The sequence below is a fragment of the Streptomyces sp. bgisy027 genome (genome assembly GCF_057710365.1).
In genome coordinates this window covers 251,256-265,072 of record NZ_JBYIVZ010000008.1, presented here as the reverse complement: position 1 = coordinate 265,072, position 13,817 = coordinate 251,256, and the positions used below count along the sequence as shown (strand labels likewise).

General features: G+C 72.1%; 6 protein-coding genes. All 6 read left to right on the top strand.

Annotated features, from left to right (window positions below; translation table 11 throughout):
• Positions 1–325, top strand: a 325-nt coding sequence (locus AC3ETA_RS11530) for an acyl carrier protein (protein WP_432192741.1), incomplete at its 5' end; no start/stop codon positions are given.
• Positions 322–2,241, top strand: coding sequence for an aminotransferase class I/II-fold pyridoxal phosphate-dependent enzyme (locus AC3ETA_RS11525; protein WP_432192740.1), 1,920 nt, complete (start codon positions 322–324; stop codon positions 2,239–2,241). The genes AC3ETA_RS11530 and AC3ETA_RS11525, both read left to right, overlap by 4 nt.
• Positions 2,242–2,263: 22 nt before the next feature.
• The gene (locus AC3ETA_RS11520; protein WP_432192739.1) at positions 2,264–3,895 is read left to right on the top strand and encodes a D-alanine--poly(phosphoribitol) ligase; all 1,632 of its coding nucleotides are present in this window, start codon (positions 2,264–2,266) and stop codon (positions 3,893–3,895) included.
• A gap of 11 nt (positions 3,896–3,906) precedes the next feature.
• Positions 3,907–11,784, top strand: a complete 7,878-nt coding sequence (locus AC3ETA_RS11515; RefSeq protein ID WP_432192738.1) for an aminotransferase class I/II-fold pyridoxal phosphate-dependent enzyme — start codon at positions 3,907–3,909, stop codon at positions 11,782–11,784.
• A gap of 72 nt (positions 11,785–11,856) precedes the next feature.
• Positions 11,857–12,735, top strand: a complete 879-nt coding sequence (locus AC3ETA_RS11510; RefSeq protein WP_432192737.1) for a thioesterase II family protein — start codon at positions 11,857–11,859, stop codon at positions 12,733–12,735.
• Positions 12,723–13,814, top strand: a complete 1,092-nt coding sequence (locus AC3ETA_RS11505; RefSeq protein WP_432192736.1) for an SAM-dependent methyltransferase — start codon at positions 12,723–12,725, stop codon at positions 13,812–13,814. Before AC3ETA_RS11510 ends, AC3ETA_RS11505 begins: the two co-directional genes overlap by 13 nt.
• Positions 13,815–13,817 lie beyond the last annotated feature (3 nt).

Sequence of the window (13,817 nt, the reverse complement as noted above, 5' to 3'; positions counted from 1 at the left end):
CAGCGCCGCCGTCCACCCGTGGCAACCCGGCCAAGGGCTGCCGGACACACAGCCGAGGACGACCATGAGCACCCAGCAGTCAATCATCGACCACATCGCCGAGGTCTGGCTCGAAGGCGACGCCGACGGACTCGACGCGCAGGTCCCCCTCGCCGAGCTCAACATCGTCGACTCGGCGGAGATCTTCCATCTCGTGCACTACCTGCAGGACCGCTTCCGGATCACCGTTCCGCTGCGGGAGGTCTCCCCGGCGAACTTCCGGACCGTCGACGCGATCGCGTCCCTCGTCGAACGGCTCCGACGTCAGGGGGAGGGTGTCCGATGACGAACACCGCGGGGGAGACCCGGCACGGGGGAGCCGTCCACCGGCAGATCGTGGACATCGTCGCCTCTCGCACGCTGTACGACGAGTCCTACCTCCTGCCCGACAGCCATTTCGAGGCGGATCTCGGGATCGACTCGGTGATCCTCGAATCCATCCTGGCGTCGGTCAACGAGCACTTCACCCTGAGCCCACCGCTGGCCGCGGGGCCCGCCACGATCCGCGAGCTCGTCGACGCCGTCGAGCAGACGCTGGGCGGCGACGCCGCTCCCGCCGGACGCCGGGCCGACGACGCAGCTCCCGCCGGACGCCGGGCCGGCGCGGGCGAGAACGGCGACGCGGTGCTGCAGACGGTCGTCGCCGCGGCACAACGGCACACCCAGTACCAGCGTCACCAACTGCCCGTCGACGCCGACTTCGAGAGCGAGCTCGGCATCGACTCCGTCGTCCTCGCCTCGATCGTCACCGACGCCGCGCGCGAACTCGGACTCGCCGACGGCTCTTTGGACCCGGCAGGCGTCACGTCGCTGCGCGCACTCGCCGCCGGGCTGCGCTCCGCCCGCGAGAGCGCCCGGTCCGCGGACCGGGCGCCGTCCTTCGCCCCCGCCCCGCTCTCCGTGTCTCAGCAGGGCGACGCACGCACCGAGGCCCCACCCGAGTGGGACGGCCGCTCCATGAAGGACTTCGTGGAGGAGCGCAGCCGGGACCTGTTCGCCAAGGCCCGCAGCTTCGGCACGTACCTGCGGCGGCGCGAGACCGAACAGCTCTACTGGTACGGCATGCCGCTGCGGTCCCGGTGCGGCAACCGGGCCGTCATCTTCGACGAACTCGTGGGCAGGGAACGCGAGTTCCTCATGTTCGCCTCCAACAACTACCTCGGCCTCGCCAACCACCCCAAGGTGATCGAGGCGGTCTGCGACGCCACCCGTACCTACGGAGCGACTCACACGGGCTCCCGCTTCATCGGCGGCACCAACGTTCTCCACAAGGAGCTCGAACGCCGGCTCGCGGCCTTCAAGCAGCGCCCGGCCTGCATCGTCTATCCCGGCGGTTACGCCGCGAACCTGGGCGCGATCTCCGCGCTCGTCAAGAGCTACGACACCCTCGTGGTCGACCGGCTCAACCACATGAGCATCGTCGACGGTGCCCGGCTCTCGGGCGGGATCCGCAAGATCTACCAGCACAACGACATGGCGGACCTGGAGCGGATCCTCAAGCGTGCCGACGACCGGTCCGGGGGCCGGCTGATCGTGGCCGACGGTGTGTTCAGCATGCACGGCGACATCTGCGACCTGCCCGAGATCGTCCGCCTGGCCAAGGAGTACGACGCCCGGATCATGATCGACGACGCCCATGCCACCGGCGTCCTGGGCGAACGGGGCTCCGGTACGACCGAGCACTTCGGCCTCAAGGGTGAGGTCGACCTCGAACTCGGCACGATGAGCAAGACACTGGCCGGCATGGGCGGCTTCGTCGTGGGCGAGGAGGAGGTCGTCGAGTACCTCCGCTTCTACTCGAACTCGTACGTGTTCGCCGCCAACATCCCGGCCGGAGTGGCCGCGGGACTGATCGCGTCGATCGACGTCATCGAGTCGGAGCCCGAGCGGATCACTCGTCTGTGGGCCAACATCCGCCTGTTGCACGGCCAGTTGGCGGACGCCGGCTTCGACCTGGAGAACACCCGCAGCGCCATCCTGCCCATCGTCATCGGCGACGAGCGCAAGGCCATGGAGATGGGGCGCGCGGTACGGGCCCGCGGACTCTACTGCCAGACGGTGGTCTTCCCGGGAGTGCCGCTCGGCGACGCCCGGCTGCGCGTCAGCGTCACCTGCGAGCACACACGGGAGGACCTGGAGAACGCCGCGGGGATCTTCGTCGAGTCGGCCCGCGAGGTCGGAGTGCTGCCCTCGGCGGCATGAGGCAAGGGTGACGGGAGCAGACATGACGCACACGACGAGCGAGTCCGACACGGCGTTGATCCGGTTGCCGCGGTCCCTCGCACCGGAGGAGTCGGCCCGCCCCGCCCTGGTGGGGGAGCGGACCGTGACCTACGGGGAGCTGCAGGCGGGCGTCGCCGCCGTGGTCTCGGGGCTCCTCGGCATCGATGCCGTGGTCGGCGACCGCGTGGCGATCTGGATGGACAAGCAGCCGCGCTACGTCGAGGCGATCCTCGGCGCCCTGCAGGCGGGATGCGCCTACGTTCCCCTCGACGGCGGCCAGCCGGCGGGCCGGGTCCGCACCATCCTCGCCGACTGCGAGCCGGTGGCTCTCTTCACCGACCGCCACCACTGGGAGCTGCTGGCCGGCCTCCGACTGCCGGACTCGATCAGGACGGTCGTCGTGTCGCAGGGCCCGGCCGACGGGCCACCGCGCCCCCTGCCCACGGCGGGCGTCGCCCGCGCCCGCGTGGAGACCTGGGAGGGCTTCGCGGCCGGCGCCGCGCGGCACATCGTCTTCCTGCCCACCGTGGACCGCGACGACCTCGCCTCGATCCTCTACACCTCGGGATCGACAGGCACGCCCAAGGGCGTCCGCATCAGCTACCGCAACCTGGCCAACTTCATCCGGTGGGCGCGTGCCGAGCTGCTCGTGGGCCCGGACGACGTCTTCGCCAACCACGCCTCCTTCAACTTCGACCTGTCCACCTTCGACCTGTTCACGGCGCTGTCCGCCGGTGCTCGCGTCTGGATCGTCGCCGACGACCGGACACGCGACACCGGCGCGCTCGCCGCGGGCATCCGTGAGCACGGCGTCACCGTGTGGTACTCGGTGCCGTCGGTGCTGCACCTGCTCACCGCGTCCGGAGCCCTCACACCCGGGACCGCACGCAGCCTGCGGTACGTCCTGTTCGCCGGAGAGGTCTTCCCGATCCGGCAGCTGCGGGCACTGGCCGAGCTGCTGCCGACCGGAACACAGCTGTACAACCTGTACGGCCCCACGGAGACCAACGTATGCACCTATCACCGTGTCAGCCCCGAGGACCTGACACGCGTCGAACCCGTGCCGATCGGCCGACCGGTCACCGGCGCGCGGGTGTCCGTGGTCGACGAGGACGGGCGAGTGCTCGACGGGCAGGACGTCTTCGGCGAGCTGGTCGTGGAAGGCGACTGTGTCACGGCCGGCTACTGGCGCCGGGAGAGCGAGCCCGCGGCGGCGGACCACCGGAAGGGCTGCCATGCCACCGGTGATCTCGTCAGCTACGAACAGGGCGAACTCGTCTACCGGGGGCGCAAGGACCGCATGGTGAAACTCTCCGGCTACCGCGTCGAACTGGGAGAGATCGAAGCCGCCGTGCTGCGGCACCCGGACATCTCCTCCGCCGCCGTGGTCGTCGACACGCAGAGCGACGACCGGCGAATCGCCCTCTACTACACGCTGTCGACCGCCGGTCAGGGACCGGGCCTCATCGCCATCAAGCGGCACTGCGCGCGGTATCTGCCCCGCTACATGCTCCCGCAGACGGCAACCCGCCTCGAGTCGCTGCCGCGCAACGCCAACGGCAAGACGGACTACCGCCGGCTGTGCGAAACCGCCGGCGCGGCCCGGCCTGCGCGGGCCCTGCCCGGAAAGTGACGGAGACGCTCATGAACCAAGGCCCGAGTGGCACTTCCCGCCGGGGCGAGGAACCGAGGACAGTTGCCGGGCTCCTGCTGCATCACCGCGAGCAGCGCCCGGACGCCCTCGCGTACCGCTTCCTCACCGGCGCCGGCGGCGACGGCGAGTCGCTCACCTACCGCGAACTCGATCTGCGCGTCAGGGCGGTGGCCGTCCTCCTGCAGCGCGAGAACCTGGCCGGCAAGCCCGTTCTGCTGCTCCACCCGCCGGGGCTCGACTACATCGCCGCCTTCCTCGGCTGTCTGTACGCGGGAGCCATCGCCGTTCCGGCGTACCCGCCCGACACCCGGCGGTTCGGTCAGACCATGCCCCGGCTCGCCGCGATCGCCAGGGACGCCAGGGCCACGCACGCGCTGACGACCGGGGAGATCTCCCGCTTCGTGGCCGGCCGGCACGACGAGCTCGCCGCGCTCGGTCTGAGCGGCCTGCGCTGGCTGGTGACCGACGGGCTCGACACCACCGACGCCGACGACTGGCGCGCCCCGGGGCCTTCGGGGCAGGCGACGGCCTTCCTGCAGTACACCTCGGGCTCGACGTCGTCCCCCAAAGGCGTCATGGTCGGCGACGACAACCTGATGCACAACCTCCGCGCGATCCACCGGCGACTGGGCCACGACGCCGACTCGGCCATGGTCTCCTGGCTGCCGCCGTACCACGACATGGGCCTCATCGGCGGCATCCTGACCCCGCTGTACGGAGGGTTCCCCGCGCATCTGATGGCGCCCATGTCCTTCGTACGGCAACCGCTGCTGTGGCTGGAGACACTGTCCCGCACGCGGGCCTCCACCAGCGTCGCGCCCAACTTCGGCTTCGAGCACAGCGTCCGGAGGATCACGGACGAGCAGTGCGAGGGCCTGGACCTGAGCCACTGGCGGCTGGCGCTGAACGGCGCCGAGCCGGTGCGCGCCGACACCCTGCGGCGCTTCACCGACCGCTTCGCGTCCTGCGGCTTCCGGGAGAGTGCCCTGCTGCCCTGCTACGGCCTCGCCGAGGCGACGCTGATGGTGACCGGTGTGCCGGCCGACGTGGCGCCCACCGTCGGAAGCTTCGCGTCCCAGGCCCTGGGCGACGGCACGGTCCGGCCCGTGGCCGGGGCGGACGACGGCCGGGTGACCGAGGTCGTCGGATGCGGCCCGGCCGTCGACGGCGTGGACGTCGCGATCGTCGACCCGAGCACCCGGCGACGCATCACGACGCGGGACCGGATCGGGGAGATCTGGATCGCCGGCGGCAACGTCGCCCACGGCTACTGGCGTCGGCCGGAGGCCACCGACGAGGCGTTCCGGGCCCGTATCGAGGGGGAGGACGACACACCCCGTCTGCGCACCGGCGACCTCGGCTTCCTGCGCGACGGCGACCTGTATGTCGTTGGCCGCACCAAGGACGTCGTCATCGTGCAGGGCCGCAATCACTACCCGCACGACATCGAGCTCACCGCGGAGCAGACCGACGCGTGTCTGCGTACGGGCGGTGGCGCCGTGTTCTCGGTGGAGGTGGACGGCGCCGAGGAGATGGTCGTCGCCTACGAGGTCGAGGGCCGGCGCGTGGCGGACGCGCCCGCGCTGCTGGCGCGGCTGCGCACCGCCATCGCCGAGGCGCACGACGTCACACCCCATGCCGTCCTCCTGCTCAAGCGGTCGACGGTGCGCAAGACGACCAGCGGCAAGATCCAACGCCAGGCGTCCAAGCGGGACTTCCTCGATCTCGCGCTCACGGCGATCGCGGCCAGTGTCACGCGGGACACCGGGACGCCGGCTTGCGGCGGGGCGCTCACCGCGCTGCCCGACGGCCGACGCAGGCGACTGGTGATCGACTCGGTGACCACGGCGCTGACCGGTCTCTCCCCGGCGGACGACGCCCCGGACATCACCGACTGGACGTTCGCCGAGCTGGACCTCGACTACCCGGCGCTGCTGACCACCGTGCGCGATCTGGAGCGGCGGCTCGGCACCGCGATCCCGTTCGGTGAACTGCTCGTGCGGCCACGGGTCGACACGTTGATCGCCCTTCTCCTCGGCGAGCGGCCCGGGGCGGACACCGTGCCGCCCGGCCCCGCGTCCGCCGACGACGCGCGGCGGACCGCGCCGCGCGGGGCCGAGGCGATCGAGGGCTGGCTCATCCAGCGCATCGCGGGTCGTCTGGGACTGCCGGCGGAGGCGATCGACGCCACCAAGCCGCTGGCGTCCCTGGGACTGGATTCGCGGCAGGCCGTGGAGATCGTGGCCGAACTCGGCCAGGTGACGGGGCGTGAGGTCACCACCGGCGCGGTCTTCGACCACCCGTCGGTGCGCGCCGTCGCCCGGCACCTCGGCGCCGGCCCTGTGCCCACGGCGGCACGTGACGCGCACTCCGCGCGGCCTCCGGCAGGGGACGCCTCCCTCGACAAGGTCCGGGAGCCGGTCACACGCGCGGCGGTGGACGGCGGCGCCGCCGAGCCCATCGCCATCGTCGGTGTCGGCTGCCGCTTCCCCGGGGCCCCCGACGCCGACAGTTTCTGGCGTCTCCTCGTGGACGGCCGCGACGCGATCGCCGAGGTGCCCCGGGACCGCTGGGACGCCGGTCGGGTGAACGCGCCGGCCCACGGCGGCTTCCTCGACCGCGTCGACGAGTTCGACGCCCCCTTCTTCGGCATGTCGGCGCGGGAGGCCATCCGCACGGACCCGCAGCAACGGCTGCTCCTCGAAGTCGCCTGGCAGACCCTGGACGACGCCTGCCTCGACCCGGGCCGGCTGGCCGGCAGCGCCACCGGCGTCTTCGTCGGCATCAGCAGCCACGACTACTCCGAACTGCAGATGAGCCGGCCTGACGCCATCGACGTCCACGGCGCCACCGGCAACGCCCACTCCATCGCCGCGAACAGGCTGTCGTACACGCTGGACCTGCACGGGCCGAGCCTCGCCGTCGACACGGCCTGCTCCTCGTCCCTGCTGGCCGTGCACCTCGCCTGCGACAGCCTGCGCCGCGGGGAGTGCACGGCGGCGTTCGCCGGTGGTGTGAACCTCATGGTCGCGCCGGGTCTCTCCGTGGCGTTCGCCGCGGGCGGCATGCTCTCGCCGCAGGGCCGTTGCCGTGCCTTCGACGACTCCGCCGACGGCTATGCGCGCGGCGAGGGCGCGGGCCTCGTCCTGCTGAAGCCCCTGGCCGCCGCGCTGGCCGACGGCGACCGGATCCACGCCGTGATCCGGGGCTCGGCGACGGGACACGGCGGCCGGAGCAACGGTATGACGGCTCCGAAGGGTTCGGCGCAACGAGCGGTGTGTGAACGTGCCTTGGACCAGGCGGGCCTGCCCCCCGGTGAGATCCACTACGTGGAGGCCCACGGCACCGGAACCGCGCTCGGTGACCCCGTCGAGTGGGAGGCACTGGCCGCGGTCTACGGCCGAGGCCGCGCGGCGGGCGGGCCCTGCCTCATCGGCTCCGTCAAGACCAACATCGGTCACCTGGAAGCAGCCGCGGGCATCGCCGGCCTGATCAAGGCGGCCCACGTCGTGCGCCACCGCCAGGTACCACCGACCCTGCACCTGAGCACCCCGAACCGCCATCTGGTGCGCGGCGCGGCGCTCGACGTGCCGACGCGGCTCACGAGCCTTCCCGAAGGGACCCCGGCACGGGCCGCCGTCAGCTCCTTCGGGTTCGGCGGCGCCAACGCGCACCTGATTCTCGAAGCGGCCCCCGAGCCGGCCCGGGACGAGACGCCCGCGCCGAAGCACCCGGTGCACGCGCTGTGCCTCTCGGCCCACACACCGACGGCACTCACCGCGCTGGCCCAGAAGTGGCGCACCCACCTGGCTGCCCGCCCGGACGCGGACATCGCCGACCTGTGCCACACGGCGAACACGGGCCGCCCCCGCCTCGGCCACCGGGCCGTCGTCACCGGCGGCTCCGCCGAGGCACTGGATGCCGCACTCGACGCCCTGGTCCGCGGCGAGGCGTCGACCGCCGTGGTCCGCGACCGGCTCCGTTCCGGCCCGGCGCCGAAGGCGGCCTTCCTCTTCAGCGGTCAGGGCACCCAGTACAGCGGCATGGGCAAGGGGCTCTACGACACCCACGGCGGCTTCGCCCGCACCATCGACCGCGCGGACGGCGTGTTGCGTCCCCACCTCGACGTGCCGCTGCCGGAGCTGCTCTTCGCCGACGGCGGCGAGACCCGGCTGCGCTCCACCCGCTACTGCCAACCCGCCCTGGTGGCACTGGAGGTGGCCCTGGCAAAGGTGTGGATGTCGCTGGGCGTGCGGCCGGCCGCGCTGCTCGGCCACAGCATCGGGGCGTACGGCGCCGCGTGCGTGGCCGGTGTGATGTCGCTGGCGGACGCCCTGACACTGGCGGCCGTACGCGGTCGGCACATGGACGAACAGCCGGGCGAAGGTGCCATGATCGCGTGTGTCGGAGCCGCGGACGTGATCCGCTCGGTGGCCGACGCCTTCGCCTCCGTCTCGGTGGCCGCCGTCAACGCTCCCGGCCACCTGGTCCTCTCCGGGGCCCGGGAGGAGATCGACGAAGCCCGGTCCCTGCTGCGGAACCGGACCGTCGTGGTTCGGCCGCTGGCCGTCTCACACGCCTTCCACTCCGCGCTGATGACCGGTGCGGCGGGACCGCTGCGGGAGGCGGCCCGTGCCATGAGGTTCGCGGAGCCGAACATTCCGTGGATCTTCGACGGCACCGGTGAGCAGATCACCGGACGCATAGGCGCCGACGACCTCGCGGAGCACATGCTCGGCACGGTCCGCTTCGCCGACGGATTCGCCACGTTGCGCCGGCTGGGCTGTGACGCGTTCGTCGAGATCGGCCCGCACCCCACCCTGCTCAATCTGGCGCGCACGACGACATCCCCGGACCGCGAGAACCCGATGCTGTGGCTTCCCTCGCTGCGCAGGGGCGGTCCGGCGGGCAGCTCCGACCGGGAGACCCTCCTGCAGTCGCTCGGCCGCCTGCACTGCGCCGGCGGCGAGGTGGACTGGGCGGCGCTCGACGAGGGTCACCGGCGAGCGCGCGTGCCCGTACCGCACACGGTCTTCGAACGGCAGTCGTACTGGTTCACGTCGCCCGCGCAGGAGGAGCCGGAGATGCGGAATCCCGCGACCGACGCGACCGGCTCGGTCGCGCTCCACGAGCGCCGCGACACCGTCGAAGGCGACCACGAGCCCGCCGCCGCGGCCGCGTACACCCCCGCGCCGGTGGTGGCCGCGCCGGACGGCGACCCCGACACGCGCCGGGTGATCCTCGAACACGTCGCACGGGTGTGCGCCTTCCCTGTCGACCAGATCTCCCTCGACGCGCGCCTGGGCAGGGACCTCGGCTTCGACTCGCTGATGCGCACCGAACTGGAGCGGGGGCTGGCCCGCCAGTACCCCGGATGCCTGGAGCTCCGCGAGACGCTGTCCGAGGACCCCAGCGTCCGGGAGCTGGCGGACCTGCTGGGCCCGGCGGCGGCACCGGCCGTCGCGAACGGTGAACCCTCGCCCGAACCCCGCCTTGAGCCCATGACCGGGCCCACTGCGACGGACCGTCCGGCCCGCGCGGTCCGGCAGGAGCGGGAGTTCGAGGAGTGGCCCGAGTTCGCGGAGCTGCAGGGCAGGCTGCGCCAGGCCAGGTCGAGCGGCGCCAACCCGTACGGCCGTGTCCACGAGGGGCACAACGCGGGGCGCGCCACCGTCGACGGCCGTACCGTGCTGAACTTCGCGTCCTTCAACTACCTCGCGCTGTCCCACCACCCGCGCGTGCGCAAGGCGGCGCAGGAGGCCATCGACCAATACGGCACGTCCAGTTCGGCGACGCCGCTGCTGTTCGGTGAGACGCCGCTGCACCACGAACTGGATGCCGAGATCGCCTCCTTCCTCGGCACGGAGGACGCGATCGTCTTCGCCGGGGGCCATGCCACCAACGTGGCGACGGTCGGTCACATCCTCGGCCCCGAGGACCTGGTTCTGCACGACGAGTGGATCCACGACAGTGCCGTACGCGGCTCCATCCTGTCCGGAGCGCGGCGCAGGCCGTTCCCGCACAACGACTGGCGGGCCCTGGACTCGATGCTGGGTTCACTGCGCGCGCAGCACCGCCGGGCACTGGTGCTCATCGAGGGCGCCTACAGCCAGGACGGCGACATCCCCGACCTGCTCCGCTTCATCGAGGTCAAGCGGCGCCACGGCGCGATGCTGATGATCGACGAGGCCCACTCCATCGGTGTACTGGGCCGCACGGGCCGGGGCATCGGCGAGTACTTCGGCATCGACCGCCGCGACGTCGACCTGTGGATGGGCACGCTCAGCAAGGCCCTCGGCAGCCTCGGCGGCTACATCGCCGCCCGCGGCCCGCTCATCGAGTACCTCAGGTTCACCGCGCCCCTGCACATCTTCAGCACGGGAATCTCGCCGGCGAACACGGCCGCGGCCCTGGAGGCGATCCGGGTCGTCAGGGACGATCCGCAGCGGGTGGCCCGGGTACGGCGCCTGGCCGAGCACTTCCGCGACGAGGCCCGGGCCCGCGGCCTCGACATCGGCGTCTCCCGCGCGTCCGCGGTGATCCCCGTCATCGTCGGCGACTGGGAGAAGACGATGGCGCTGTCCAACACCCTGCTTCAGCGGGGTGTGAACGTGATGCCCATCGGCTACCCCGCCGTCGCCCGCGACGAGTGCCGCCTGCGCTTCTTCATCAATGCCGACCACAGCGAAGAAGACCTGGAACATTCCCTCGACATCCTGGGGCGTGCCATGGCAGACCACGCGACCGAGAAGCCACCCACGGCCGCCGGGGCGGCGGAGCGGACCGCACTCGGTGCGGCCGCGTCCGAAGCCCCGCCGCAGGCCGCTCCGCAACACCCGCATGTCCCTGTGCCCGACTCCGGCGCGGACGTGCTGGTCGCGGGCGCGAGCGGCTTCATCGGAGGACACCTGGCCCGGCGGCTGGCCGAACACGGCCATCGCGTACGGGTGCTGGTCCGCGACGGCAGCGACCGCTCCGCCTTCGACGGCGTCGACGTCGAGATCGCCACCGGTGACCTCGGCGACCCCGACAGCCTGCGCCATGCCACGGCCGGTGTACGGCACGTCTACAACTGCACCGGAATGTCCGCGGACTGGGGCCCCTGGGAGGAGTTCCGGAGCATCAACGTCGACGGCAGCCGCCGCCTCGTCGAGGCGGCGCACCACGCGGGAACCGTCGAACGCTTCCTGCATGTCAGTACCACCGACGTCTACGGCTACCCGGCCAGGCCCTGCGACGAGTCCGCGCAGCCGCGGGACATCGGGCTGCCGTACAACCGCAGCAAGGTGCTCGGCGAGCGCGCCGTGCGGGAGACGGCCGAGCGAGCCGGACTGCCCCTGACCGTCGTGCGGCCGGTCTCGGTCTACGGGCCGCGCAGCAAGGACTTCGTGATCGAGATCGCGACCCTCCTGCTGACCAGGCAGATGGTCTACATCCGCCGGGGTGACGTACCGGCCGGACTCGTCTACGTGGGCAACCTCGTCGACGGCATGATCGCCGCCTGCACCTCCGAGACCGCGGCCGGCCGGGCGTACAACCTGCGCGACCCCGATCTGACGACCTGGCGCGAGTACGTGGAGGCACTGGCCCACGGCCTGGGGGTGCGGCCGCCGGCCTTCAGCCTGCCGACGCCGCTGGCGCGCGGCGTGGCCACGGCGTCCGAGCGGATCTACGGCGCCCTGGGCGTCAGGGCCCGCCCGGTCCTCACCCGGCACGCCGTCCATCTCTTCGACCGGGACCAGTCCTACGCCATCGACCGTGCCCGCGACGACTTCGGCTTCAAGAGCGAGGTCGGCTTCCAGGAGGGCATGGACCTCACCCTGGCCTGGCTGAACTCGCCCGAGGGCCGCAAGCACCTCCCTCGCTGAGAACGACCGCGGCGAGCGCCTGCACCTCCGAAGACCCACGAACAGCGACGACCGAGGACTGCGAGGATCCACGTGCCCATCACCGACCGGCCGCCGGGGCCCGTCACGGCTCCGCGGCCACCCGCCGTCGGCTGGTTCCCGGGGCTCACACCCGTCGGCGCGGCTCAGGCCGCGCCCCTGCGACTGATCTGCTTCCCCTACGCGGGCGGCACCCCCTCCGTGTACCGCGGCTGGGACGCCCGGCTGGGAGCGGGCGTGCAGGTCGTCCCCGTCCTGCTGCCCGGGCGCGGACTGCGGATGCGCGAGCGGCCCTACTCGGCCGTGCGGCCGCTGGTCCACGACCTCGCCGATGCGCTGGTCCAGGCCGGACTCACCCATGACTACGCCCTGTTCGGCCACAGCATGGGCGCGCTTCTCGCCTACGAGGCCGCCTGCGAGCTGCGCGAGCGCGGACACAGCGCCCCCCGGCACCTCTTCGTGTCCGGGAGCAGGGCGCCCCACCTCTACGGTGACCGTGACGACCGGACACTGTCCGACGCGGACCTGCGGCAACTGGTCCGCGCCCTCGGCGGCCTCGGCGACGACCACACCATCGGCAGCGCCTACCTGGACCGGCGCCTGCCGGTGCTGCGCGCCGACCTGACCGTGTGCGAGGAGTACCGCTGGCTTCCGCGGGTCCCGCTGGACTGCCCCATGACGGCGTTCTCCGCGACCCGTGACCCCATCGCGCCGCGACCCTCCGTGGAGGCGTGGCGGTCGTACACCAGCGGCTCCCTCCTCCACCACCACCTGGAGGGCGACCACTTCTTCCTCAACGGCCTCTCGCGGCCGTCACTCCTGCGCGGGATACGGAGCGAACTCGACCGGCTCACCGACGAGCCGGGCCGGCCGGCCCCGGACGCGCCCGACCGACTCCCCACTGCGAAGAGGGAACCCTCATGGACCTGCTGAGCCTGGCCAGGAACGTCAAGCACCGCGTGGAGGAACCGCTCACGGACGCGCTGACCGTGGCGAAGATCGTCACGGACCCGCGCAACCCGGTGCTGCTGACACTGTCGACCGCCCTGGTCAACCCGCTGTACCGGGCGGCGTTCCTGGCCTCCGCCGCGGGCTCGGGCGTCCTGCGGTGCCTGGCCGTACGCCCGTGCGACCTGGAGAGCCTCGCCGAGTACCTGGACATTCCCGACGACGACCGTCCCCGGCTGCGGGCCTGGCTCGAAACCGGCGTCCGGCTCGGCGAGCTGGGCCGGCGCGAGGGCTGCTACAGGATCAAGAGCCCCACGGCCAGGCTCCTGGCCCAGCCCGGGAACGACGCCGTCGCCGCAGCCCTCGAGGAGATCCTGCGCTTCCATGTGCCCGTGCTGCTGGACGCGCCCCGCATGCTCTCCGCCGGCCGCCGCTTCTCCCTTCAGGACCAGGACGGAACCGTCATCGCACGCTCCTCCCTGGCGCTGCGCTCCATGGTCCAGGCGGCCATCGACCGTACGCTCGACCGCGACGGCCCGGTCCGACTGCTGGAGATCGGCTGCGGGACGGGCGCCTACGTGCGCTACGCCGCCGAGTCGAACCCCCGGCTGACCGCCGTCGCCGTCGACCTTCAGGAGGAAGTCGCCGCGCGTGCCGCCGGCAACATGGCCGCATGGGGCCTCACCGAGCGTGTGGAGACCCGCCAGGGGGACCTGCGCACGCTGGACCTGCAGCCCCAGTTCGACCTGGTCACCCTCCACAACAACATCTACTACTTCCCCGAGACCGAACGCGTCGAGGCGCTCGAACGAGCTCGGTCCCTCCTCGCCCCCGGTGGCCGGATCCTGCTGACCACCTCGTGTCAGGGCGGCGGCAACCTCGGCCTCGACGTGCTCAACCTGTGGTTCACGTACGCCGACTTCGGCGGCCCCCTGCCCCGAGCGGACGAGCTGGTCTGCCAGATGGAGAAGGCGGGCTTCACCGGCGTGCGGGCCACGCGGATCGTCCCCGGGCAGCCCTTCCGTGCCTTCGTCGGCACCAACTCTCCCGTCCACGGCGCCTGACAG